This is a genomic window from Fumia xinanensis (genome assembly GCF_014384905.1).
Lineage (GTDB): Bacteria > Bacillota > Clostridia > Oscillospirales > Ruminococcaceae > Fumia > Fumia xinanensis.
Window position 1 is genome coordinate 505460 of the sequence record NZ_JACRSV010000001.1, and the last position, 25974, is coordinate 531433.

General features: G+C 48.6%; 23 protein-coding genes and 1 tRNA gene. 20 read left to right on the forward strand and 4 right to left on the reverse strand.

The features are described from left to right. Positions 1 to 240 precede the first annotated feature (240 nt). Both H8710_RS02445 and H8710_RS02450 read left to right on the forward strand, forming a co-directional pair. A complete protein-coding gene (locus tag H8710_RS02445) occupies positions 241 to 1227 on the forward strand; it encodes a biotin--[acetyl-CoA-carboxylase] ligase (protein WP_249293816.1) in 987 nt (328 codons plus the stop codon). Between the two features lie 93 nt (positions 1228 to 1320). After that, complete coding sequence (locus H8710_RS02450; RefSeq protein ID WP_249293817.1) at positions 1321 to 2427, forward strand: hypothetical protein; 1107 nt, start codon at positions 1321 to 1323, stop codon at positions 2425 to 2427. Between the two features lie 78 nt (positions 2428 to 2505). Here the strand turns inward: H8710_RS02450 and H8710_RS02455 are convergent, their stop codons facing one another. Next, positions 2506 to 3297: an AraC family transcriptional regulator gene (locus tag H8710_RS02455; RefSeq protein WP_249293818.1), complete on the reverse strand. Its 792-nt coding sequence runs from the start codon at positions 3295 to 3297 to the stop codon at positions 2506 to 2508. 110 nt (positions 3298 to 3407) lie between these two features. Here H8710_RS02455 and H8710_RS02460 point away from each other — a divergent pair, with 110 nt between their 5' ends. Further along, the gene (locus H8710_RS02460; RefSeq protein WP_249293819.1) at positions 3408 to 5546 is read left to right on the forward strand and encodes a pyruvate formate lyase family protein; all 2139 of its coding nucleotides are present in this window, start codon (positions 3408 to 3410) and stop codon (positions 5544 to 5546) included. Beyond that, positions 5503 to 6399, forward strand: a complete 897-nt coding sequence (locus H8710_RS02465; RefSeq protein ID WP_249293820.1) for a glycyl-radical enzyme activating protein — start codon at positions 5503 to 5505, stop codon at positions 6397 to 6399. Before H8710_RS02460 ends, H8710_RS02465 begins: the two co-directional genes overlap by 44 nt. Before the next feature lie 225 nt (positions 6400 to 6624). On the opposite strand, the gene H8710_RS02470 is transcribed toward H8710_RS02465, so the two are convergent. Both H8710_RS02470 and H8710_RS02475 read right to left on the reverse strand, forming a co-directional pair. Further along, positions 6625 to 7959 (reverse strand): hypothetical protein, encoded by a 1335-nt coding sequence (locus H8710_RS02470; protein WP_249293821.1) that lies wholly within the window; start codon positions 7957 to 7959, stop codon positions 6625 to 6627. 628 nt (positions 7960 to 8587) lie between these two features. Then, positions 8588 to 8674: transfer RNA gene (locus H8710_RS02475), tRNA-Leu, on the reverse strand. Between the two features lie 211 nt (positions 8675 to 8885). Here H8710_RS02475 and H8710_RS02480 point away from each other — a divergent pair. From H8710_RS02480 to H8710_RS02505, 6 genes are all read left to right on the forward strand, one after another. Beyond that, complete coding sequence (locus H8710_RS02480) at positions 8886 to 10124, forward strand: efflux RND transporter periplasmic adaptor subunit (protein ID WP_249293822.1); 1239 nt, start codon at positions 8886 to 8888, stop codon at positions 10122 to 10124. Positions 10125 to 10248: 124 nt separating this feature from the next. Next, positions 10249 to 10941, forward strand: coding sequence for an ABC transporter ATP-binding protein (locus H8710_RS02485; RefSeq protein ID WP_283242747.1), 693 nt, complete (start codon positions 10249 to 10251; stop codon positions 10939 to 10941). Beyond that, positions 10934 to 12121, forward strand: coding sequence for an ABC transporter permease (locus tag H8710_RS02490; protein ID WP_249293823.1), 1188 nt, complete (start codon positions 10934 to 10936; stop codon positions 12119 to 12121). The genes H8710_RS02485 and H8710_RS02490 overlap by 8 nt, the downstream gene beginning before the upstream one ends. Positions 12122 to 12140: 19 nt before the next feature. After that, the gene (locus H8710_RS02495) at positions 12141 to 13343 is read left to right on the forward strand and encodes a TolC family protein (RefSeq protein WP_249293824.1); all 1203 of its coding nucleotides are present in this window, start codon (positions 12141 to 12143) and stop codon (positions 13341 to 13343) included. A 66-nt stretch (positions 13344 to 13409) separates the two neighbouring features. After that, complete coding sequence (locus tag H8710_RS02500; RefSeq protein WP_249293825.1) at positions 13410 to 14084, forward strand: response regulator transcription factor; 675 nt, start codon at positions 13410 to 13412, stop codon at positions 14082 to 14084. Then, positions 14081 to 15448, forward strand: coding sequence for a HAMP domain-containing sensor histidine kinase (locus H8710_RS02505; protein WP_249293826.1), 1368 nt, complete (start codon positions 14081 to 14083; stop codon positions 15446 to 15448). The genes H8710_RS02500 and H8710_RS02505 overlap by 4 nt, the downstream gene beginning before the upstream one ends. Before the next feature lie 39 nt (positions 15449 to 15487). Here H8710_RS02505 and H8710_RS02510 read toward each other — a convergent pair whose 3' ends face one another. Beyond that, positions 15488 to 16270 (reverse strand): 4Fe-4S binding protein, encoded by a 783-nt coding sequence (locus H8710_RS02510; RefSeq protein ID WP_249293827.1) that lies wholly within the window; start codon positions 16268 to 16270, stop codon positions 15488 to 15490. 202 nt (positions 16271 to 16472) lie between these two features. On the opposite strand from H8710_RS02510, the gene H8710_RS02515 reads away from it, so the two are divergent. The 10 genes from H8710_RS02515 (at position 16473) to rlmN (ending at position 25919) form a co-directional block, all read left to right on the forward strand. After that, a complete protein-coding gene (locus H8710_RS02515; protein WP_249293828.1) occupies positions 16473 to 17351 on the forward strand; it encodes a YicC/YloC family endoribonuclease in 879 nt (292 codons plus the stop codon). Positions 17352 to 17437: 86 nt separating this feature from the next. Beyond that, positions 17438 to 17710: an extracellular matrix/biofilm regulator RemA gene (gene remA / locus H8710_RS02520; RefSeq protein WP_249293829.1), complete on the forward strand. Its 273-nt coding sequence runs from the start codon at positions 17438 to 17440 to the stop codon at positions 17708 to 17710. After that, entirely contained in the window at positions 17703 to 18314 is a 612-nt protein-coding gene (gmk, locus tag H8710_RS02525) for a guanylate kinase (protein WP_249293830.1), read from the forward strand. The genes remA and gmk overlap by 8 nt, the downstream gene beginning before the upstream one ends. Next, the gene (gene rpoZ / locus H8710_RS02530; protein WP_346727082.1) at positions 18304 to 18564 is read left to right on the forward strand and encodes a DNA-directed RNA polymerase subunit omega; all 261 of its coding nucleotides are present in this window, start codon (positions 18304 to 18306) and stop codon (positions 18562 to 18564) included. The genes gmk and rpoZ overlap by 11 nt, the downstream gene beginning before the upstream one ends. 35 nt (positions 18565 to 18599) lie before the next feature. Beyond that, the gene (gene priA / locus H8710_RS02535; RefSeq protein ID WP_249293831.1) at positions 18600 to 21053 is read left to right on the forward strand and encodes a replication restart helicase PriA; all 2454 of its coding nucleotides are present in this window, start codon (positions 18600 to 18602) and stop codon (positions 21051 to 21053) included. 107 nt (positions 21054 to 21160) lie between these two features. Beyond that, positions 21161 to 21664: a peptide deformylase gene (def, locus tag H8710_RS02540; protein WP_249293832.1), complete on the forward strand. Its 504-nt coding sequence runs from the start codon at positions 21161 to 21163 to the stop codon at positions 21662 to 21664. A 99-nt stretch (positions 21665 to 21763) separates the two neighbouring features. Beyond that, positions 21764 to 22684 (forward strand): methionyl-tRNA formyltransferase, encoded by a 921-nt coding sequence (gene fmt / locus H8710_RS02545; protein WP_249293833.1) that lies wholly within the window; start codon positions 21764 to 21766, stop codon positions 22682 to 22684. Positions 22685 to 22715: 31 nt separating this feature from the next. Beyond that, on the forward strand, positions 22716 to 23399 hold the full coding sequence (locus tag H8710_RS02550; RefSeq protein WP_249293834.1) for a zinc metallopeptidase: 684 nt from the start codon (positions 22716 to 22718) through the stop codon (positions 23397 to 23399). Next, entirely contained in the window at positions 23396 to 24718 is a 1323-nt protein-coding gene (gene rsmB, locus H8710_RS02555; RefSeq protein ID WP_249293835.1) for a 16S rRNA (cytosine(967)-C(5))-methyltransferase RsmB, read from the forward strand. The genes H8710_RS02550 and rsmB overlap by 4 nt, the downstream gene beginning before the upstream one ends. 166 nt (positions 24719 to 24884) lie before the next feature. Continuing rightward, the gene (rlmN, locus tag H8710_RS02560; RefSeq protein WP_283242748.1) at positions 24885 to 25919 is read left to right on the forward strand and encodes a dual-specificity RNA methyltransferase RlmN; all 1035 of its coding nucleotides are present in this window, start codon (positions 24885 to 24887) and stop codon (positions 25917 to 25919) included. Positions 25920 to 25974 lie beyond the last annotated feature (55 nt).

The following is a 25974-nucleotide window of genomic DNA, read 5'->3' on the forward strand; positions in this document are numbered from 1 at the left end:
TAAATATTGTATGATAAAAGTACCTGTTCAATGCGCATCAGGCGTAACTGGACACAGAAAAAAGTGCAGATGGCTTTTGGTGCCTACAGCAGGCTTATGTCTACTGCGAAAGAGGGGTGAGATAATTTTCTCCGCCTTCTTTTTGAGCCAAGCCAGCCCATTAAATTCTACCGGTTTGGATGTCCGGCAGAGTTGTTGGGCAAAGCAGTCGTCTGCTGAAAGTAAGGTAGGAGAACAAGGATGATTAAATACACTATTCTGGAAGTCCTTCAGAAAAACCAGGGAAAAATCGTATCTGGCGGCGAGCTGGCGAACACGTTGGGGGTGTCTCGCACCGCTGTTTGGAAGCAGATTATTTCTCTGCAAAATGAAGGATACCAAATCGAAAGCGTCCCCAATAAAGGATATTGTTTCAGCACCAGCGATGTTTATTCCGCTTATGAAATCGAGCGTCGGCTTACTACCAAAATAATTGGCCACCCGGTGATATTTCTCGACGAGGTAGATTCCACAAATAACTATGCCAAAACCCTGGGGGCGTCCAACGCACAAAATGGAACAGCAGTCGTGGCAGCCCGTCAGACTGCGGGAAAAGGGAGACTGGCCCGGAAATTCGAATCCCCAGAAGGCTGCGGAGTATATCTTTCGATTTTTCTTCGCCCTAAACTGCAGGTGAGCGATATCAACTGCATCACCCTAATGACAGCAGTGGTAGTGGCTGATACAGTGGAAGAACTTTGCGGTTTGCGTCCCACCATCAAATGGACAAATGATGTTTATCTCAATGGCAAAAAGCTCTGTGGCATTCTGACGGAATGTTCCATTGAAGGGGAATCCGGGGCGGTGGAATACGCCGTGGTCGGAATTGGAACAAATTTGGGGCAGACTTCTGTTGATTTTCCGGAGGAAATTCGCAACATAGCCACTTCAGTTTTTCAGGAAACTGGTGTGCGTATCGCTCAGGCTGATTATGCCGCGGCACTCCTGAAGAATTTTGAGCGGTATTTTTATGAGCAGCATTTTCCGGAAAATAAGGCCAGCTTTTTGGGGCAGTACCGAAAAGACCTGTTTTTCCTCGGACAAGAGGTCACTGTTGTCGGCATGACGGGGCAGTACACTGCCGTGGCGATGGACATCGACGAAGAGGGGCGGCTTCTGGTTCGGACAGAAGATGGCCGAACAAAGGCCCTTAACAGCGGAGAAATCAGTATCCGTATGAAAAATTGATACAAACGGCTTTGCTGGATTTTCCTCCTGTAGGACAAAAGCTTTTGTATCGAAAAATAATTATTCACCTGATGAATAATAGGAGGGAATCTCATGAAAAAGATTCATAAAATAGGTTTAGCCGTTCTGGCAGCCTGCGTATGCCTGTGCTTGGCCGCTTGCGGCGATTCAAAAGATGGCTTTACCTGGAAGGTGGACGATGCGACAAAAACCATAACAGTAGAAGGTATCGGTATATTGCCGGAAGTTGATGAAAATAAGTACCCTGATGAAAAATATGGAGACTATACCCTGATTTTTGGCGACGGAATTACCGGCGTATCCAATTCTTTTCGCTTTGGCCAATATGTGATGATCGGCAGGAGCATGAATGATATTACCCCCCTGATGTCTACCGATTGGTATTATACTGTCAGCGAAGAGAATCCGTTCTATGCTTCTTATGAAGGAGCTTTATACACCAAGGATTTTGCAGAACTGCTGAAATATCCGCGATATAAAGAACCCAACGATTTCCATCCTGGATTAGTAAAAATTGGAAACTACGCTTTTTACCGCTACTGCGGACCCTATGGGGAAGGCGGACAAGTGGATACAATCATTATTCCTTGGGGCGTGACCACAGTCGGCAATCAGATTTTTGGAAGCCCCTCAACCAATATCAAATACGTTATCCCGGATACCGTGGTGCGCTTTGGAACAGCCAGTGTCGATGAATCTGGCCAGGGCTTTTACCCCATCTGGGTACCTTCCCGCAACAATTCTGCTGCGTGGGACGCATGGCCGGGAACTGGCCAAATGCGACTGGCCTATGTGGAGAATAACTATGAGGCGCTGGAGTACGTCCCATATCACAATATCGCTTCTTATTATGACATTCAGTCCAATAGTTTGAAAAAATTCGAAGATGGGAATGGAAAAACCTACTATTTTGATCAATACTACAATATGGTCAAAGGCTGGAAGCAGGTAAATGGCAATTGGTATTTCTTCAACGATTACGGCGCAGCTTCTGTAAAGACTTGGCTCGAAAAGGATGGGAAACAGGTCTTTTTGGATGAAGACGGCGTCATGGCGACCAACCGGTGGGTGGACTGGTACGGTAAGTCCTATTATGTAGGCGCAGACGGCGGTATGTATATCAATCAGGAAACTCCGGATGGATATCGAGTAGACGGAGAAGGCGCACGAATTGGATAATTCTCTATATGAGTTGGACGGAGGCCATAACCTCCGTCCTTTTTTGTGCTGTGTACATTAAATACTTTTACCAGGTAGCTAATCGCTGTAACGATTCTGTTGACGATATTCTCTAGGGGAAATGCCGTATTTGTTTCTGAAAATTCTACTGAAATAATATGCATCTCCAATCCCTATTTTAGCTGCAATTTCACCGATGCTAAACTTACTGTAAAGCAGCAACTGTGTTGCTACAGAAATACGGTAATTGATGAGATATGCAGTAGGTGAGATACCAACGAGTTTTTTAAACACTGCATGGAAATTAGACACTGACATGCATGCAATCTCTGCCAGTTCACCGACGGTTATATTTTGAGAATAGTTACGATGTATGTAGCTGCAAACCTTGCCGATCCCTTCATGATTGGCATACTCTAGGAAGGTTCCGCATTGTATCAATTGTTTCGTAAGCATATATCCGTAGATTTTCTGATCGCACACATTATCGGCAGAGGCCAATCCGTCAAGTGCAGTATTCCACTTTTCTGCCTTCTGGGGAGATATCACTTTTGGAAAACGGAAAATATGGTCTAGTCGAAGAAATCCATTCACCGTTACGTCTAAATATGCCCAGTCCGCGCACATATACCGTGTCTTGGGGCTTACCTTGTGCACGATCGTCTGCATAACCTCGGCAGGGGCGATAAAGAGACCTCCTTCACCGGTGGACGACAATTCATCTCCGTCCAGTCCAATCAGATACTCTCCTTGGGTAGCACGCACCACCGAAAGATACGGAAGTTGTTTTACATGGCGAAGGCCGTCAACCTGGCCAGAACAGAGGTTTCCTGTTTCGAGATATCCAATGGTAATATCATAAATATCCATCTTTTTCCCTGCCTGTTCTCAATTAATAATAGAATTATATAGGTTTATCAGAGGAATGTCAATTGTGAAAATACCGCACAATGGTACAATAATTCCAAGAGGTGTTGCAAATGGATTTCTATACTTCGTCAAAAACCGAACGTCCCGTTCGCCTTTCGGAAGCTACAAGGCTCTTTGCATATGAATCCATGTATCTGTTCAAATACGGAATTGACACGGAAAAATGTAGCGGCGTTTCGTTGGACGGGATCGAAAATTTTGAAAACCTGACCCCTTTGGAAAAATATGATCTCGCCGTTTCTGAAATTGCGTCCCGAGCTCCTATCAGGATTTGCAGCGGTGAGAAAGTGAGCGGCGCCGCCACACTGGGCGCTGCGATTCAGCACTTGGTACCTGCCTATTACAAGGGAACTCCCGTGTTTTTCAGCGTAAGCCACCTGACGACGGACTATGAGACCATACTCCGGATTGGATACAGCGGTCTAAGGGAAAAAATAAATCTGGCGGCTTCTGCATGCATGGAACCCGAAAAACTCCCTTTCTATAAAAGCCTTGAACAAACGGTAAACAGTTTCGAAATCTGGCACAGGCGCTATCTGAGCGCCCTAAAGCAGGAGCATGGCTGCGAGGAGAACTATCGGAACCTGTGCCGGGTACCGGAATACGGAGCAAGGAATTTCTTTGAAGCCGTACAGAGCATCTGGTTTACCTTCGCTTTCCTGCGGCTTTGTGGGAATTGGCCCGGCATAGGCAGACTGGATTGGCTGTTAGGGGAGTATTTAGAAAAGGATCTTGCCGATGGAAAACTGACCCTGGACCAGGCGAGGGAAATCCTGGCCCACTTTTTCATAAAGGGCTGCGAATGGATCACCGGCAAAAGCAGCGGAAGCGGTGATGCGCAGCATTATCAGAATATCGTCCTGTCCGGCATAGGGAAAGATGGCAGAGACGTTACCAATCAAGTGACCTATCTTGTGCTGGATATCGTTGAGGAACTGGGCATCAGCGATTTCCCCATAACGGTCCGCATAAACAAAAACACGGATGAAAGGCTTCTCCGCCGTGTCTCAGAAGTGATACGCCACGGCGGCGGGGTGATTGCGGTATATAACGAGGAACTGATTTTACAGTCTCTGACAGAGTATGGTTATCCTTATTCTGATGCGGTGAATTTTGCCAACGACGGCTGCTGGGAAGTACAGATACCTGGAAAAACCAACTTTTCGTATGTTCCATTCGATGCGCTCGCTATTTTACAAAAGCAGACGCTCAACAGCTATGACGCTCCCGGCTTTGTTTCTTTCGAAGAACTTTATAAGGGTTTTATCGCCGATCTGGAAAAACAGGTCCAGCAAATTCATCAGAACAAAACAGACGAGTTTTTACGGTGTTCCGCTCCCTGCACGGTTGTATCTTTGTTTGAAAATGATTGCATCAGTCGGGGAATTTCCTATTTGGAGGGCGGAACGGTTTACACGGTCGTCTCTCCCCATATCGGAGGACTTGCCGACGCAGCGAACAGCCTATACGCGATAAAAAAGATCGTATTTGAAGAGAAACTTGTGTCGTTTTCCGAATTCATGGCGGTCTTAAAGCAGAACTGGGCGACCGACGAGGCGCTCCGGCAGTATGCGCTCAAGAAGATTACCTATTACGGCAATAACAACGATGAAGCTGACATGATAGCCGCCCGGATTCTCGACGATTTCGCTTTGGCCTGTAAAAAATTGGATGGAAAGGGGCCTTTTCTGTTTCCCCCGGGAGTCAGCACCTTCGGCCGGCAGATCGAATGGGCGCCCAACCGCCTTGCGTCGCCTCACGGCAGAAAACAGGGGGAAGTTCTGTCCGGCAACCTTTCTCCCACTCCTGGAACAGACAAGGAAAGCGCGACCTCCATTGTGGCATCCTACTGTAAGGCCGACTTGAAAAAACAGGTCACGGGAGCGGCTCTCGACATCTCGCTTCTGCCCTCTACCGTGAGCGGTGAAGACGGGCTGGAGGCTGTTATGGGGCTGATGATGGGGTTTGTACACTTAGGCGGATATTTCATGCAGATAGACGTAGCGGATACAAAAATTCTGAAACAGGCCCAGGAGCATCCGGAACAGTTCCCGACGCTTTCCGTCCGTGTTTCTGGCTGGAACGCGAGATTCGCCACACTGAACAAGGAGTGGCAGGATATGATTATTGAAAGAGATGCAAGTCATGAAAGTGAATGTAACGGAGATTCAGCATTTTTGCACTCATGATGGACCGGGCATCCGCACCGTGGTTTTTATGAACGGCTGCCCGCTGTCGTGTAAATGGTGTCACAATCCTGAAGCGAGGCTCACAGGCAACAGGATTTTCTTTACAGAGAATGCCTGCATCGGCTGCCAGAGTTGTGCGCTGTGCAGCGCCCACACCTTTACCGAAGCCGGGCATCTGTTTGACAGAAGCAAATGCGTAAACTGCGGCAGATGCACGGCGGTATGTCCGTCGGGAGCTTTGGAAAACACGGTTTTCACCGTGGATACGTCCGAAGTAGTTGCCGAAGTTCTGAAAGACCGGGCGTTTTACGGAAAAACCGGAGGAATTACACTCTCCGGCGGCGAACCCATGCAACAGGGAGACGCCGCGATTGAAATACTCAGTAAATGCAGGAAAATCGGTCTGCACACGGCGGTTGAAACCTGTGGATATTTCTGGAAAGAATATCTTCCTGCCCTAGCTGATACTGCGGATCTGCTCCTTTGGGACATCAAAGACACCGATGAGGCGCGCCATGTTGAAAACACCGGCGTTTCCCTTGAGCCAATGCTTAAAAACTTGTTTTGTGCCGATCGGTTCGGCATAAAAATTCGGCTGCGCTGTATTTGCCTGGAGGGCATCAATGCCAACGAAGAGCATTTCCGCCGCGTCCGGGAAATCGCAGGAAAACTTAACAATTTGATAGGCATTGATTTGCTGCCCTACCATCCCATGGGCAAGAGCAAATATGAGCGGCTCGGAATGACCGATTATTTTGACAGCAACAGCTATATTCCCTCAAAAGATAAAATAGAGCGGCTTAGGAGGATTGGAACTCAGGGCCTGCTGCTGTCCTCCCGTGAGAATTCCTAAAATTGCTCAGGAATATCGTTCTACAGAATGACCTAGTGTGAATCCGCCGGGTTATTTGATGGTTATTTTTAAAACGCAGAAAGTGTAATATGGAAAGATAAACAATACAAAAACGGAGTTATCCGCCTGATATTTCAGGGGACAACTCCATTTTTGATTCATTTCAATATCAACATAAAACGATTTCTGGAATGATACTTCAAAGTTGCCAGAAACCAGGTATTGTTATTTCACCCACACGCCTGAACCGTTGACCCAATATCCGTCCGGGGTGTAACGGTTTGCGTACATCGCTCCATCAGAGCCGATGTAGTACCATTTGTTGTACCACTGAATCCATTTGTTCGTCGCCATGGTGCCGTCGGCCTGCATGAAGTACCACTTGTTGCCGGATTTCAGCCAGATTTTTACGACGGCTGCTCCGTAGTCGTTGAAGTAGTACCAGTTGCCTGACGCCTGCTTCCAGCCTTTGGCCATTTTACAGTTTTGGTCGAAGTAGTAGGTCTTGCCGTTCTGGAAGGTTTTCAGGGAGTTGGGAGCGATACCGTAAATGGAGTAGTATCTTTCTTTAGGGAGAAGCGGCCAAAATTCAACCCCTGTACCGTAATATCCCGATTTAAAAGTCTGGCTTCCTTCCCCAAATAGAAAAGTAATGGACATCATACCACCACCGCCAACTTCTCTATTCCAATTTTTTAATGTTTCCGGCAGTACAACTGTTGCGCCAATAGGACCGGTGCCAGAACTGCCACTTGGAAATAAACTTCCTTCAATAGTAGTTACTCCCCAAGGGATAACTATATCTAAATTATCTACATTTACCATCCGAAAGGCCTGGTCTCCAATAATGGCAAGGTTAGGATGAAAACTCAATTGGCCTTCTTTCTCACTCGGTGTCTTAAGCAACTTTGTGTAATCTTTTGTATAAAGGCATCCTTCATAGGAAGCATAGGCTGGATTAGTGGAGTCTACCTCAAAAGACTCGAAAACGTATAGACTACCAATATTTTTACAATTTTTTCCAATAATGCAATTTCTGGATGGCAGACTACAGTTTTCCATATCTGTAATGCCATCGTTAATCTTAAGTGTTTGATAATCATACGCTATATATGGCCATCCATAGGACGCCCAAAAATATGGTTCTAAGTCCGGACATTTTCCATTCCCGCTGATTGTCATTGTAGAGGTAACGAAATCCATTTCCCAAGAAAATCCATTCGGAATTTTATGGAGCACTGTCTGCAAATTAGGAAGTGCGGTATTACTTAAGTATTTATCCATTGCATATATCGATTTTATATTTTCTTCAATGACAATGTTTTTAATTTTATTTTTATTGGAGATCAGTACTTTCTGTTGAAATTCTTCGAAAGCATCTTCTTCAATGTCTCCATTTCCCGAAAGAATCAGTTCTCCTGTCTGGTCATCCAGCGTCCAGGTAAATCCTCCGTCAATTTTTCCACTTGTTGTTTTCGCCGCCGCTGACGTAACGAAACAGGCGCAGAATAATACGCCAACCAGAAATACTGTCAATGAAACCCGCAAAATCTTTTTCATTTCTTTCCCTCCAGACCTAATTGTTTCAAATAAGCTTCTAATAGTAAAACCTTGGAAATGCCATTTTGGTTTCATGATTAAAATAATGCACCAATTTGACTCCCGAATTTACCGCTAATTACAAGAGTTTTCTCAGTGCAAGACACAAACTTATCGACAAATAATAGAAACACACAAACATTAACAATTGCCGTATTTGTAAAAAAATGTCGATTCCAATGGGAAACTCCGGTTGACCAATACAATTACCTTTGGATCTTGCTGCCCCGGAAATTTTTATTTACAGACATTCGGAGTTGTGGTATAATATTCTTGCAAAAGCCGAACCAATCAAGCCGTGAGGATGTGCGCACGTCCTTGCGGCTTTTGGTTTGTGCGGAGATAAAGAGAGCCGGGGCGGGAGCCTCGGCTTTAGTGATTTTGTAGATAAATAGGTTATTGCCTCGTTTTGTTTTTCGGGCATGAAAAAAGACACCGAAATTAATCGGTGTCCCTTTTGACCTGCATAAATGCCAAGCCTTCGGCAAAATACGCATACGGTTGGTGCCGCTGACCGGACGTTGACCAACGCTTCAAGTCCCTTGAACGACAAAAATATCCCCCAACCCGAAAAGGATTGGAGGATATTTGGTGCCGCTGACCGGACTTGAACCGGTACGGTATTGCTACCGAGGGATTTTAAGTCCCTTGTGTCTGCCGATTCCACCACAGCGGCAAATCGACTTTTCTATTTTAGCTGATTTTTTATCTTTTGTCAAGGGAACCTTTGGAAATGGAAGATGAAAAGTTCATATCCTCGTCATAAATCCAGCAAAGAAATACGGTATGATAGGAAAGGTATTTATGAATTCAGGTAAAATCGTTCATATAGGGTTCATGTTGAAATCCTATACTGCCTGCGAAAGACAATTAGGAGGAAATTCAGTATGGCTACAGACAAAAAGAAGAAAAAATTTAAGAAGAGATATATTATCATACCGGCGGTCATTGTTGTAGCGCTGGTGGGGCTGTCTATGATGTTTAAAGTGCCTGAAACGGCGCTGTTTGAGCAGGAAGAGGCCAAGACCGGAAGCATCGCCACCTACTACAGCTTCAGCGGAAATGTGGCACCTCACGACAAGAAATCCCTCACCGCTGATGGAAATCTCAAGGTCAAACAGTTGATGGTGGAGGAAGGAGATACGGTAAATGTCGGAGATGTGCTCTACACGGTAGACAACACCGACTATGACGCAAGCCTTCGGCAGGCGGAAGCTTCTCTCGATATGGCGAAAGTGAACTACGACAGCGCCAAAAACGGCCAGAACCAGCAGTCGATTTTACAGGCGGAAAGTGCCATGAATTCGGCGAAGCTGTCTCTCGACAACGCGGAGAAGGCCTTAAATGACACAAAGGCTCTCTATGAGGCGGAAATCGTGGCAAAAAGTGACGTGGATCAGGCCCAGAGCGCCTATGACGCGGCGAAACAGCAATACGATACAGCAAAAAGCACCTACGAGCTGACAAAAGGGACGCTGGCCACCAACACGGTTGAATCCGCCCAGGCGCAGCTCAAGCAGGCTCAGGCGGCATATGACGCGGCGGTATCCCAGCGGGTGGACGATGAGGTTAAAGCGGATTTCGCAGGAGAAATCACCAAAATCTACATAGAAGAAGGTTCTACTGTTATGGTGGGCTCTCCCACCATGGACATTTCCGATTACGGACAGATGATCGCCACCATCAAGGTGGATGAGTATGATGTTAACGCCTTGAGCATCGGAAAGGAAGTCATCTGTACCGTTGATGCTCTCCAAAAAGACCTAACTGGAACGGTGACCAAGATATCGAGACAGGCGACCGAGGCAAACGGTATTTCCTACTTCTCGGCGGATGTGGCGCTGCCCAAGGACGATTTGCTGTTGGAAGGCATGTCGGTAGAAGTGAAGTCCTTGAATCAGAATGCAGAAAACGTTGTGACCATTTCGATGAAAGCCATTCAGTTCGACAATGAGAACAAGCCCTTTGTTTACTATGCCGATGAGAAGGGGAAAATTCAGTCTAAACCGGTCATCATCGGTATTAACGACGGCATTACAGTAGAGATTAAAGAAGGCGTCAGCGCCGGCGACATCATCTTTTATCCCAAGACGACGATCAACATGGCTGACATGATGATGGGATAGGCGGTGAATCGTATGAAAAATAAAATTTTTCGTACCGAAATTTGTTCTTTACGTCCCAAAAGGGGGGAGAATTTGCAGCAACTTGCTGCGAACCGCAACAAATTTGAAAAGGAATGGCGATAAAATGGCAGAAGAATTGCTTATGATGAAAGATATCGTCAAGAGCTATGAATCCGGTGGCGAGGAACAGACCGTGCTCGACCATGTAAATTTTTCGGTTGAAAAAGGGGAGTTTGTCTCCATTTTAGGGCCATCCGGATCGGGCAAATCCACCATGATGAACATTATCGGATGTCTTGACGTACCCACGAGCGGCGAGTATTTCTTAAACGGAAGGGAGATTGAGAATCTCGATGAAGTGACGCTGGCAAAAATAAGGAACCAGGAAATCGGCTTTATTTTCCAGTCGTTCCAGCTCCTCCCCAGAAGCACCATTGTGGAGAATGTAGAGCTTCCCCTTATGTACGCCAAAGTCCACGCCAAGGAACGCCGGGAGCGGGCAGTGGAAATTCTCACCCGCATGGGCCTTGGAGAAAAAATCGACTACTACCCTAACCAGCTCTCCGGTGGACAGCAGCAGCGAGTGGCCATCTGCCGCGCCGTCATCACCCAGCCGTCCATCCTTTTGGCCGACGAGCCCACCGGCGCACTGGATCAAAAGACGGGTAAGCAGGTGATGGAGCTGTTCAAGGAATTGAACGACGAGGGCAGAACCATTATTATGATTACCCACGACGCCAACATTGCAAAACACGCTCACCGGATCGTGAAGATTTTGGACGGAAAGCTGTCGGAAGGGGTGTTGGAAGATGCTTAGAGAAAGCCTTAAAATGTCCTGGAAAAACATCACTCACAACAAGCTCCGGTCCTTTTTGACCATATTGGGCATCGTAATCGGCGTTACTGCTATCATTGCCCTGATCACTATCGTACAGGGCGTCATTAACAACGTAAACCAGCAGTTCGAAAGCGTCGGCGCAAACACCATTGTGGTGCAGGCATACGGAACGCCGTTGAAGCAGGGCTTATCTGACAAGGATTTAGAAGCTCTGCAGGATATTGACGGTATTGTGGGTTTTGCCCCCACGGTGACTGCTACCATCGATGTTCCCAACAGGGGGAATATTGAAGAAAACATTGTTTTAGACGGCAAAAATGAAGTGTATTTCCGCAGAAACCCGGATATCGTCGTAGAGGGTCGAGGCATCAACATCCTGGACATCGAAAATCGAAATCGGGTCTGCGTCATCAGCCGGGAGATGGAGCAAAAGCTCTTCATGAGCGAGTCCGGTATCAATCAGACCATTACCATCGACGGGGTGCGGTATACCGTTGTCGGTATTACTGACACATCAGGGAAACTGGATTCCGTTATGACGACTATGGCCAACAACAACGAAGTCATCATGATTCCCTATACAAACGTTATGTACCTGTCCGGCGCCAAAAATATTATGGCGGTAGAATTGTATATGGATGCTACAGCAAATTCCCAAAGTGTGGTGGACGGCATCAAATCTTATCTGAACGGGGCGTTCAACTACAAGGACGACAGCTATGCGGTCATCGAGATGAACAGCCTGCTCGACATGATGAAATCCATGCAGGGGATGATGCAGACAATGCTGGCGGGCATTGCGTCCATCGCGCTTCTGGTCGGCGGCATTGGCATTATGAACATGATGCTAGTTTCGGTCACCGAGCGGACGACCGAAATCGGCCTCAGAAAGGCTTTGGGAGCCGAACCCCGCACCATTCAGATCCAATTTTTGATGGAGGCAGTCATGCTCTCCCTGCTGGGGGGATTCATCGGACTGGCGTTGGGACTTGGGTTGTCGTTGGGGGCCGCAGCCCTCATTGGATATGATTTTGTGTTGTCCGGCTCGGCCATCGGGCTGGGAGTTGGATTTTCGGCAGCTGTGGGCATCGTATTTGGCTTTACTCCAGCTAAGAAGGCAAGTGAGTTAAATCCCATCGATGCTTTGAGAAGCAATTGATGTTTAGGAGGTATCATTTATGGCATTTTGCAAAAAACTAACGGCGCTGCTGGCGGCGTCAGCTCTTATGATAGGTGCGGCGGCGTCTGCTATGGCGGCGGATACCCTAAACGCGCCTCTGACACTGGAATACAAGGATATCGAACAGCAGGTGCTGAAAAACAACCTGCAGGTGAAAAATAACGAAGCCACCATTCAGAATATCAAGTTTAACCGGGTGACTGAGACGACCCAGGATACCACCTCAGATATGGACAACATGATAAACAATGCTCTGTACAGTATGGATTCCATCATCAATAATTCCGAAGCCTCCCCAGATGTGGTGGCGGTGGCGGGGAGCACAAAGCTCACCCTGTCGATGATCAGTTCTATGTACGGCTCGATGGCAGGTGCACAGACCACCCAGTACAATAGCTACAGCCAGCAGCTCAATCTCACAAAGCTCCAGCTGGAGCAGGCCAATTACCAGCTGGTAAACGCCACACAGAGCATGTTTGCCACCTATTATCAGCTGCTTTATAACGTGAACCAGCTGGAAGCATCTAAGTCGAGCCTGGAGGAATCCCTGAAAGCGGCGAAGGTACAGCTTTCGCTGGGGATGACCACAAAACTTAATGTGGCGGAGACTGAAAAGAGCATTACTGAACTGAAAAACAATTTGGCCGACCTCCAGAATCAGGTTGCGTCCATGAAGGGAGAGATCAATAAAATGCTGGGGCGTTCTGCCGATGCAGAACTAACCCTCGGCAAGCTGCCTTCTCCCGATCTGGATTATGTAAAGAAAATTAAGTTGGATGACGACGCCAAAACAGCGGTCAAGAATAGCTATACTATTCAGTACAAGGAAAAAGAGTTGGAGTACCTGAAAGCTCATGGCTCCGGCGACCGCAGGGTGGATAACAACGACCGGAAGATGAAGAAAAATGAGATTGATTCTGAGACCGAGTCGGTAAAGACCTCTCTCAAGCAGCAGTACAACACTATTGTGAAACAGGAGAATGCTCTGAATATCGAAAAACAGAAGCTTGCGACTGAGCAGACAAAGCTCGAGCAGACGCAAAAGAAGTACAATCTGGGGCGCGCCTCGGGAATGGAGCTCAAAACCCAGAAAAACGCTGTGATGACTCAGCAGGCCGTGGTGGACAGCGCCAACGCCACCCTGTTTTGGAATATCGAGACCTATAAGGCTGTCGTTAGCGGACTGCCTGCATCCAACTGATGAAAAAGGCGCGGAGGGAGTCCCTTCGCGCCTTCGTTGTTGGCAGAGTAAAAAGGAGGTGATGGGATGTTCTGCATTTTGGTCGCGGAGGACGATAAAAATTTACGGCGGCTTATGACGGCATATTTGCAGGGAGATGGGTATCAGGTATACGGGGCGGCTGACGGCGAGGAGGCCCTTCAGATTCTCGAAAGCAATAAAATCGATTTGCTGGTCTGCGACATCATGATGCCCGGCAAGGACGGCTATGAGTTGACGGCGGCCATTCGGGAATGCGACAGTGAGCTGCCCATCCTCATGGTTACGGCGCGGGACACCATTGAGGACAAACGAAAAGGATTTTTATCTGGTACCGACGATTATATGGTCAAGCCCATTGACATGGACGAAATGCTCATGCGGGTGGCGGCGCTCCTCAGGCGGGCGCAGATTGCCAGCGAGCATCGGCTGGTGATCGGAGACGTGGTGCTGGACTACAACGCGCTGACAGTTGCGGTCAAGGGAAAAGTGGTGGAGCTTCCCAAAAAGGAATTTTACTTGTTATTTAAGCTTTTGAGCTACCCGAAGCAGATTTTTACCCGTCAGCAGCTGATGGACGAGATCTGGGGCTACGACAGCGAGGCGGACGAGCGGACGGTAGATGTACACATCAAGCGGCTCCGGGAAAAATTCGGGGAGTCAGACGCCTTTAAAATCGTCACGGTACGAGGCCTGGGCTATAAAGCGGAGAAATGCCGATGAAACATCGTGTTCGAAGCTCGATTCGAGTAAAAATCGCCCTAATTTTTATCGGAGTTTTCCTCCTGTCCTGCCTGCTATCTTTTTTTATCACATCATTTATGGTACAGGATTATACCCACGACACGCTGGAGACAAATCTGGAACAGGTCCTTAATTCGGTGAATGCTTTGGCCGAGGATACAGCGCTTTCCTCAGAAAAAATCGCCTCGATTCTCACAAACGACATGTATCAGGTTTTTCTCTATGAACAGCTGCAGGTGGACGCGCTTCATCTAACAGAGGAACAGCTGCAGAAACTCGGTGGAGGGGAACTCATATACATCTCCGGAGAGGACCGGACTTTCCATTTGGGTCAAATTGCCGCCCGGCCGGGAGAATACTTTATCCTTTCTATCAACATGGAGAGCAGTATTTTGCGGCCTATCTACATGCTGGTATTTCTGACGTTGGTACTCTGCCTGATGATTGGCAGTGTGCTGATGTGCTTTGCTATTTCATTTGTTATCAAGCCGGTGGGGATGCTCACTACTGCTGCCAAGCGGGTCGCGGGAGGTGACTTCGATACCAAGGTGTTCTATCGCAGTGAAGACGAAATTGGCGAACTAGTGGACAACTTTAACCGGATGGCCCGGGAACTGGGCAGTATGGAACACATGCGGCGGGATTTTCTGTCCAATGTATCCCATGAGTTTAAAACTCCTATCGCATCGATACAGGGGTTTGCAAAGCTCCTTAAAAGTCCGGAGCTTTCTGACGAAGAGCGGCAAAACTATCTGGAAATTATCGAGGAGGAATCCGGGAGGCTCTCGAACCTATCGTCCAATATGCTGAAACTGACAAAAATCGAGAATCAGTCTATCGTTCCGCAAAAAAATCGTTTTTCCTTAGACGAGCAGATTCGAAAGGCGATTCTGCTTTTTGCGAACCGATGGGAGGCCAAAAACATCGAGATGGACATCCAGCTGGATAAGGTAGACTTTTTCGGCGACGAAGAATTGATGCAGCAGGTGTGGGTAAACTTGATAGATAACGCGGTCAAATTTACCGGAGAGGGCGGGAATATTGCCGTTTACCTGCGGCAGATTGGCACCGAGGTAATTGTGACGGTGGCGGACGACGGGGTGGGGATCCCCGCTGACAAGCAACAGCGGATTTTCGAAAAGTTTTACCAGGCGGACACTTCCCACGCCTCTCATGGAAACGGGCTGGGGCTTTCCATTGTAAAGAGCATCATCGACCTGGTGGGCGGTGCTATCGACTGGCAGAGTCGGGAGGAGGAAGGTACCCGGTTTACCATCTGGCTCAAAAATAAGCCGCCAGAGCAGAAAATTCCTGCACCGAAACGAAAAAGTTACAGGCAATAGAAAAACGGAACCCATCAAACGGGTTCCGTTTTAACATATTTAAAAGAAAAATTCCGGTTCTTTCCTGCCTTTGCATTTGCTTTCCAGCATTTTGCGGATCGAAGCGTATTTTACTGGACTCAGATTTCTGGCGCCATTGGGGCAGACTTTTACGCAGCGCATACAGGAAATGCAGCGATTTTTGTCAATTTTCCAGGGAGCTTGTTTCGAGATTGCACCTGTGGGACATTTTGCTGCGCAGATGCCGCATCCGGTGCAGGATTTGAAGCCGTGAGGGTCAAAGGGATCGCCTTTGAATTCCCGATAAGGGAAGTTTCCTTTGACAAAAAGCTCCGGCTCTTTTGAGATATCGTCGATGCCTTCTATTTTATTGCTAGCCTGTTCTGCAAAGGCATTGATTTTTTGAAGATCGGCTGCGTCGGGGCGCCCGGCGGCGATGGAGCGGACAATGGAGTGCTCGGCAAGGAAGGCACCAGCTGCTACCGCACGAAATCCTCTTGTTTCCAGAAGGTTTTTCAGTTCCAGCAGTGCATCTTCGTATTCTCTATTGCCGTAAACGGCAGCTAGGATGGCGGGAGTGCCATTTCCGAAAAAGCGCTCTAACCGCTCTCTGGCGGGAATCGGCACTCTGCCGCCATAAACAGGAACTCCCACGATTAGGAGATCGTTTTTGCCGAAACGATGCATCTGCTCCCGGCTTTGATAATCGCAAAGATCGATTTCATGGGATAGTGAGGGGAAATAGGGAGCTATGGCCCGGAGGACCTGTTCGGTAGTGCCAGTTGGGCTGAAAACCGCAAGATGGGTTTTTTCGATTTGCATCAGACCGCCTTCTTTCGTGAATACAATATTATTTTACAGCGTTTTTTTGATTTCCGCAAATATGTAAATAATATATGAAATATATGAATATGAAATTAATATTCTGGTTTTAAAAGGCTAAAATCTGCTAAAATAAAACGGTATCAATTAATGCGTGGGTCTGCACCCCTCGCAACGCTCAGAAAGGCAGAGGTACTGAAAAATGCTCAGAAGTATGACCGGATACGGCCGCGGCCAAGCCGTTAACGACAAATGGGATATTTCGGTAGAAATTAAATCGGTCAACCACCGCTATTTCGAGTGGTCGTCCAAAATTCCCAAAACGTTTCTTTTTTTGGAAGATAAACTGAAGGCCAAAGTACAGGAGGCAGTTTCCCGCGGCAAAGTGGAAGCTTTGCTTTCTATTTACACTGTAGGACAGCAGGATGTTCAGGTAGAAGTGAATCAATCGGTAGCGGCGGGATATGTAAATGCTCTTCGCACGGCGGCTCCTGCTTTGTCTTTAGAGGACAATCTTAAGCTTTCTGACTTGCTCCGCTTTTCGGATATTTTCACCCTCAAACGGATGGAAGTGGATGAGGAAGAGCTGTGGGCCACGGTTTCCGAAGTGGCACAGACGGCTCTGGATGCCTTTGTCGCTATGAAGGAGACGGAAGGAAAAAAACTCAGGGAAGACGTGCTGAACCGCCGGGGCGCTATCGAAGAAATGCTCTCCCAGGTGGAAGAGCGGGCGCCCAAGCTTCGGTCGGAGTACTACGACAGACTTTACCAGAAGCTCAGTGAGGTGCTGGAGGATAAAAATATTGACGAGTCGAGGCTCGTTACCGAGGCAGGTATTTTTGCTGACAAGGTCGCCATTGATGAGGAGACAGTCCGGCTCAGAAGCCATCTCCACCAACTTGGCGAGCTCCTTGAGGGGAGTGAACCGGTGGGACGAAAGCTCGACTTTCTTGTGCAGGAAATGAACCGGGAAGTGAATACCATTGGTTCCAAAGCACAAGATGTGGCTATCGCCCGTCTGGTTGTGGATATGAAAGCAGAAATTGAAAAAATCAGGGAACAGATTCAAAATATCGAATAAGAGCTGTTTGAAATAAAGTTTTGTAACAGGTTTTGCACCTTTGCTGACAAAACTGAAGCGGCTCCCAGAAAGGAAAGAATGTTAAAATGAAACTGATCAACATTGGCTATGGAAACATGGTTTCCGCAAACCGCATTATCACCATTGTAAGCCCTGAATCCGCGCCTATCAAGCGCATCATCCAGGAAGCACGTGACGGCGGCGTTTTGATCGACGCCACTTACGGGCGGAGAACACGCGCGGTCATCATTATGGACAGCGGTCATGTAGTGCTTTCCTCTATCCAGCCGGAAACTGTCGCCAACCGTTTTGTACAGACTGCTGAAGTGCCTGACGAAGAGGAGCAGAGTGATGAATAAAGGCACTCTCGTGGTGTTTTCCGGACCATCTGGCTGCGGCAAGGACACCATCCTCCAAAAATATCTTGACGGCAGGGAGGATGTATTTCTCTCAATTTCCGCCACTACCCGTTCTCCAAGGCCAGGAGAAGTGGACGGGGTCAACTACTTTTTTTTGAGCGAAGAACAGTTTAAGAAAAAAATCGCCCATGACGGCATGCTGGAATACGCCTGTTACTGCGGCAATTACTATGGTACGCCAAGGGACAGTGTCTATCAAAAGCTGAACGCCGGCATCGACGTGATTTTGGAAATCGAGGTGCAGGGGGCTTTGCAGATCAAGGAGCGCTGCCCCGAAGCGGCGATGATTTTCGTCATGCCGCCCAGTATGGAAGAATTGCGCAGCCGATTGGTGGGCCGGGGGACAGAGGATATGGAGACGGTGGAAAAACGGCTCAGTCAAGCCCGCGAGGAAATGAAGGCTGCACCGCAATATGATTATATCATTGTCAATAATACCATTGAGCAGGCAGCGGAGGACCTCCACGCGGTACTCCGATCCCAGCGGCTCAAAACAGAGAACCAGAAAGAATTTTTAAACGAGGTGTTTCATTATGATGCATAGACCTTCCGTACCGGAACTGCTGAAACCGGGCCAGAGCTACTATTCCCTGGTGGTGGCGGTGGCGAAGCGCGCCCGTGAAATCGCTCAACAGGCCGATGACAACGGTGATATCCTGTTGGAAAAGCCGGTTAAAATGGCCGTAGAGGATTTTGCTAAGGGAAAATATAAGCTGGTAGAGAGCGACGATATCGGCGTTATCCACGATCGCCGGATCAGCCATACCGATTCGATGGATCTGGACGAAGACTAAAAGAATATACAAAGCCGTTTAAAGGGGGAGTAAGGGTGGAACTGATTGCAGATGTTGCGGTAGAGTCCGCCCTTTTCCATTTTGACCAGCTTTACAGTTATCGGATACCAGAGGAATTCGCCGGGCGGGTAGCACGTGGCATGCGGGTGATGGTACCATACGGCAGAGCTAACCGTCCGGTTCAGGGCATGGTATTTCATTTGGAGGAGCGTGAGCCGCCAAAGGGGGTGCGCCTCAAATCGGTGGAAGCGGTGCTGGACAATGAACCGGTCCTCGACGAAGAGGGCTTTGCATTGGCAGAGTACATGGCTGACACGACCTTTTGCAGCTATTACGATGCCATCAGGTGTATGCTGCCGGTTGGACTTTCGGTATCAGCCAAGGTGGAATATTTGCCTTCCGGAAAGCTCAGCGATGTGGAGCGTGCTGCCCTGAGCCAAGAGGAGCAAACTCTTTTGGCTGGAATGCAGTCACTTTCCAGTCCACGAGAATCCGAAGTGTTTTTCTGGGGGAAAAACGGTTCTGCAAACCGGAAAATTGCCGATACATTGGCGGAGAAAGGGATACTTCGGAAGGAAAATCTCCTGAGCCGCAAGGTGGGAGACAAAAATCAGAAAATGGTGCGCATCTGCGAAGACGTGAATCTGGAAAGCCTCTCCTGTACTCCAAAGCAGCAGGATGTGCTGACTGTTTTGCAGACAGTAGGCGCGGCAGCGGATAAGGAACTCTGTTATCATGCCGGCGTAACTGACGCAGTAATCAAAACCCTTGAAAAAAAGGGTATCGTCGAATATTTTTACCGGGAGGTTTACCGTCGTCCCAAGGAAGTAGAGCGCCAAACTCCACCAGAGGATTTTGTTCTCTCCAAGGGACAGAGGGAAGTTTTTGAAGGCCTTTTGTCGTTGTATCAGGAGAACGCCCCTTATGCGGCGCTGCTTTTCGGCGTTACCGGATCCGGCAAGACCCAGGTATTTATCGAGCTTATTCGGGCCGCCCTCAAGGACGGCAAACAGGTAATAATGTTGGTGCCGGAAATTTCTCTGACTCCCCAAATGCTCGAGAAATTTCGGGGTTATTTTGGAGATGACGTGGCAGTCATGCACTCGAGCCTCTCGTTGGGCGAGCGGCTGGATGAATATAAGCGGGTGAAATTGGGTGACGCAAAGATCGTCATAGGTACACGGAGCAGCGTCTTTGCCCCGGCGAAAAACCTGGGGCTGATTATCATGGATGAAGAAGGGGAACACTCCTATAAATCCGACATGACGCCACGGTATCACGCCCGAGACATCGCAAAATTCCGCTGTGTGAGACATAACGCCCTGCTCCTGATGGCTTCGGCGACGCCGAGCCTAGAGAGTTATTACTATGCCAAGACCGGCCGGTATCGGTTATTTACGCTGAATGAGCGGTACGGAGCGGCTACTTTGCCTGACGTCCGTATCGTGGATATGCGGGTGGAGGAGCAAAACTACAATTTTTCGCCTTTGAGCGACGAGTTTTCGGAAGCACTTCTCGAGAATTTCAACAAGCGTGAACAGTCCATCGTCCTTATCAACCGGCGGGGCTATTCCACCTTTGGCGTCTGCATTGACTGCGGAGAAGCGGTTAAATGCCCCAATTGCAGTATCACCCTCACTTACCACAAGGTGAACGGTTACTTTATGTGCCATTACTGCGGTTATTCCCAGCGGCTTCAGGTTCCCTGTGCATCCTGCGGCTCCAAGCATGTGAAGCTCATGGGGGCGGGAACACAAAAGATCGAGGATCTCATCAAGAGCCGCATCCCGGGGGCGAAAATTCTCCGGATGGATACCGACACGACTTATTCCCGCTATGCTTATGAGGAAAAGTTCTCTCAATTCGAGCGAGGGGAACAGGATATTATGATCGGCACCCAAATGGTGGCAAAAGGGCTCAATTTCCCCAATGTTACCTTAGTAGGCGTGCTGAATGGCGACCAGTATCTCTACTCTAACGATTACCGCTGCGGTGAAAAAACTTTTTCCCTTATCACTCAGGTGGTGGGGAGAAGCGGACGGTATGAGAAAAAGGGAAGAGCTTATATCCAGACCGTTTCGCCGGACAACTCGGTGATTGTTAGTGCTGCTAAACAGGACTACGAGGCTTTCTACCGGGAGGAGATCGCCATCCGGAAAACAGCTTTGCAGCCGCCCTTCTGTGACTTGATGGCAGTTTGCTTTTCTGGCCTCGACGAAGAAAGTGCCAAAAAATCTGCGGATGATTTTTACGCTCTTCTACGGCAGGAGATTTTGGCTCAGAAGGAAAAGCTTCCTGTGGTGCTTTTGGGTGTAACCCAAGCGGGCATCTATCGGCTCAACGGAAAATTCCGGTATCGCATTATATTAAAGTGCAAAAATAACCGGAAGTTTAGGGATTTGGTAAGACGGGTGGTGTCAAAAGCTTCACATAACCGGATTTTTGGAAAAAACACCGTTACTATCGATTTTAATGGGGAAATTAACTGATTTTTGTCCGGCTGCATCAAATAAGTCCCTGAAGACCACTGATAATTTGGAATCATTTGGATGAAACAATCCTTTTGCAGGGCGAAAAGATAAAAGGAGGAACCATTGTGGCGTTAAGAGAAGTCATTACCGAGAAAGATGAAACTTTGAGAAAGAAATCGAGGCAGGTGGAGAATTTCGATTCGAAGCTTCACCAGCTTCTGGACGATATGGCGGAAACAATGTATAAATATGAGGGCGTCGGCCTTGCCGCTGTGCAGGTGGGGGTGCTCAAACGTGCCATCGTCATTGATGTGGGGGAGGGTATCATAGAGCTCATTAACCCCGAGATCGTGAGAGCCACCGGAAGCCAGGAGGACTCGGAAGGATGCTTATCCTGTCCGGGAGAATACGGTATCGTCGAGCGGCCCGACCGGGTAGAAGTCCGTGCTTTTGACCGCAATGGAAAGATATATACGAAAGTCGGCACTGGCTTGCTGGCACGGGCATTTTGTCACGAGATCGACCATTTGGAAGGTATCATTTTCAAAGACAAGGCAAAGGAGATGCAGGCTCCGGCAGAAAAGCCCGTCCGGAGAAAAATCGCAGTGCGCCGTAAACAGAATAGCTGACCCGATTGCCTAAAAGACGCATATTTTTGAGGGACGCCGGAGTTTGCGCCGCAAACGGGTGATCAAGCCCAATTTCATTGAAAGGAAATCAAGATATAGATGAAAATTGTATTTATGGGGACGCCGGAGTTTGCGGTGCCCTGCCTTGATGCTCTCATCCAAAAGGGCTATGAGGTGACCGGCGTTTTTACCCAGCCGGATAAGCCCAAGGGAAGAGGCTATAAATTGACCCCGCCGCCTGTGAAGAAATTGGCTCTTCAGCACAATATACCGGTTTTTCAGCCGGTGAGCCTCAAAAACGATGAGGCTCTGGAGCAGCTAAAAAGCTGTGCCCCTGACCTTATCATTGTAGTGGCTTACGGAAAACTCCTTCCCAAAACCATATTGGAGCTGCCTCCTTTGGGTTGTATTAACGTACATGCTTCGTTACTTCCCAAATACAGGGGGGCGGGGCCCATCCAGTGGAGCGTTCTAAACGGCGAGGCCGAAACCGGTGTCACCACCATGTATATGGCGGAAGGTTTGGACACCGGCGATATGTTGGAGCGGATTTCCACTCCCATTGGGGAAAACGAAACGGCGGATGAGCTCCACGACCGGTTGGCTGAGCTGGGAGCGAAGGTGTTGCTTTCCACTGTGGAGAAGGCAGAGGAGAGAAAACTTAAGCCGGAACCCCAGGATGATTCTCTTTCCTGCTACGCGCCCATGCTCACAAAGGAATTATCTCTCATCGATTTTCATAAACCCGCGCAGCAAGTGCATAATCTCATCAGAGGGCTTTCATCCTGGCCTGCCGCCCACACGATGCATCAGGGCAAACGGCTCAAGATTTACGAGAGCAGAATTTCAGAGGGAAAAGGTGCCCCTGGGGAACTTCTCGATGAAAAAAGATTCATCGTCGCCTGCGGGGATGGGGCGGTCCAGTTCGTTTCTGTTCAGTACGAGGGCGGCAAACGGATGGCGGCTGAGGACTTCCTCCGGGGAAAGCACTTTGAAAAAGGTGAAATTCTGGGCGAATAGGTTCCTCAGATAAACAAAGGAGGAAAATTCCTTGTATTTGGATTATTACTATTTTGTGCTGGTGGTACCAGCGCTGATGATCGCGCTGATCGCTCAAATCAGGGTGAAATCTACATTCCACAAATATAGCCAAGTAACCAATCGGCGGCAGTACACCGGCGCTATGGTTGCCCGGCAAATTTTGGACAGTAACGGTTTACAGAATATCCGGCTGGAGCGTGTGGCCGGGGAACTCAGCGACCATTATGATCCTCGGGCAGGGGTCATTCGTCTGTCCGACAGTACCTATAACTCCACATCGGTGGGGGCAATCGGCGTCGCCGCCCACGAAGTCGGTCACGCTATCCAGCATCAGGTGGGGTATCTGCCTATCAAGATCCGTAATGCCATCATCCCGGTGACCCAACTGGGTTCGTCCCTTGCATTTCCTCTGGCCATTATCGGACTCATCATGGGGATGGATTTGCTGGTGCAGATCGGAATCATCCTGTTTTGTGCTGTGGTCGTGTTTCAGCTTGTCACCCTGCCGGTGGAGTTCAACGCCAGCCGCCGGGCGCTGGTTACCCTGGAAAGCGATCATATTCTGGAAGACGATGAACTGCGCGGTGCGCGGAAAGTCCTTTCGGCGGCGGCTATGACCTATGTGGCGTCGCTGATTGTGGCGGTGGCGAACTTGCTGCGGCTCCTGGCGCTGCGGAACAGGAATAACCGATGACAGCGCGGCAGCTTAGCTACGAGGCTCTTCTAAAGACCGCCCGTGATGGGAGCTACTCCAATTTGACGTTGGATGCTTTTTTAAAGGCCACTCCAATGGAGCCGCGGGAGTCTCAGTTTGCCTCCCGGCTATTTTATGGGGTGCTGGAGCGGAAGCTGACGCTGGACTATCAAATTCAGTTGCTGACCAAAAAGCCGGTGCAAAAGCTGGATTTGGAGGTAGTGGTTTCATTGGAGCTGGGGATTTACCAGCTCTCCTATATGAACGGCGTGCCATCCTCCGCGGCAGTAAACGAAAGTGTCAATCTCATCAAGAAGTCCAGGAAAAAAAGTGCCTCCGGCTTTGTAAATGGGGTGCTGAGAAACTATATCCGGGGAGGGTGCAGAATTGTATTGCCTCCGCTTAATGACAAATATCGCCGGGCAGAGGTGGAGTATTCCATCCCGGCGTGGATATTGCAGTATTGGGAGCGGGATTACGGATGGGAAACCGCCGTGGGCCTGGCAGAAACCTGTATGGGCCGTCCGCCTCTGAACTTGCGGGTCAATACCCGTAAGGCCAATGTTTCGCAAGTCGTAGAAATGCTTAAAAAAGACGGTGTTTCGGTAGAAGTTCATCCGCTGATCGAAAATTGCCTTACCATCGAACACAGTGGAAGTATTTCGAAACTTTCAGGGTTTTCTGAAGGCCTTTTCTATGTACAGGATGCGTCGTCCCAGCTATGTGCCGCCGCATTGGGAGCAAAGGAAGGGGAACGGGTATTTGACCTCTGTGCCGCACCCGGCTCTAAGAGCTTTACGATTGCTCAGTTGATGGAGGATAAGGGGGAAATTTGTTCCTTTGACCTTTATGAGCATCGGGTGAGGCTCATTGAACAAGGGACTAAACGGCTTGGGTTCAGCTGCATCCATGCGAAGATGGGGGATGCTTCCCGATTTGATGAAAACTTGGGGGACGCCGATCGGGTGCTCTGCGATGTTCCTTGCTCCGGATTGGGCATTATCCGACGCAAACCGGAAATCAAGTATAAGAAGCAGGCTGAGGTGGACGAGCTTCCAGCCATCCAGCGGGAGATCCTTGCAAACGGCGCCCGGTACGTCAAAAAGGGCGGAGTTCTTGTCTACTCCACCTGCTCCCTCAACAAAGATGAAAACGAGCGGGTGGTGGAGGACTTTTTACAGAACCATCCCGATTTTGAGCGGGATGAACTGCCGGAGATTTTTACAAAAGTGGCGGGAAAGACCGTTTCTTACATCAGTTTATCGCCTCTGGTGGGGAATTTTGACGGATTTTTCCTGGCAAGGTTGAAAAGAAGTTAAATTTGTGGGATAATATGCACAGATGTCCTGTAAGCGGCAGAGGCGGATTTCTTATTTTACTTGGTATCCAAAAGCTAAAAGCTGCTTTGATGGAAGAATATTCCTGCGTCGTCCTTCCCTGGTCTTTGGGGACGGGCTGGTGCATAACATAGAAGGAGGACGTATTTTGGCGGGCATCGACTTGAAATCCATGACAATAGAAGAACTGAGCCGCTTTCTCGCCGAAATGGGGGAGCCGAAATTCCGAGCTAAACAGGTTTTTTCCTGGCTTCATCAAAAAAGAGTCCTGTCCTTTGACGAAATGTCGAACCTGCCTGCTGCTCTACGGGAAAAATTGAAGGAAAGCTCTATCATTACGTCGTTTTCTATTGTGAGGAAACTCAGTTCTCAATTGGACGGTACGATTAAATACCTTTTTGAACTGCCGGATGGGGAATATGTAGAGACGGTCCTTATGCGCTATGAACATGGAAACAGTTTGTGTATATCGAGCCAGGTGGGCTGCCGGATGGGATGTGAGTTCTGCGCGTCCACAAAAGCGGGATTCATTCGGCATCTGACCCCCTCAGAGATGTTGGAACAGGTGTATGCCGTCTCCAGAGATACGGGTGAAAAGGTGTCGAACATCGTGCTCATGGGCATCGGGGAACCGCTGGATAATTTCGACAACGTCTTGCGTTTTTTGGAACTTGTCAGCCATTCGGAGGGGCTCAATCTGAGCCATCGGCACATCTCTCTTTCTACCTGCGGTGTAGTGGACCGGATTTACGAACTGGCGGACAAAAATTTGCAGCTCACCCTTTCCATCTCCCTCCACGCTACCGACGATGAAACCCGCAGTTCAATTATGCCGATCAACCGGCGCTGGAACATTGAAGAATTGCTCAAGGCCTGCCGGCACTATACCGACCGCACCCACCGGCGCATCTCCTATGAGTATTCGCTGATTAAAGGGGTCAACGACAGCAGAGAGCAGGCGCTGCGTTTGGCAAAGCTGTTAAAGGGAACTCTTTGCCATGTAAATCTCATACCAGTCAACTATGTGGAGGAAGCGGGATTCGAAAAAAGCTCTAAAGAGGCCGTTTACGCTTTTCAAAAAACTTTGAATGACAAAGGTATCAACGCGACAGTTCGCCGGACCTTGGGAGCCGATATCAATGCTGCCTGCGGACAGCTGAGACGGCAGGAGATTGTTTCGTAGAAATGCCTATCATGGCTTCAGCAGCAGAAACAACACGTTAATTGCTGGCAGCACC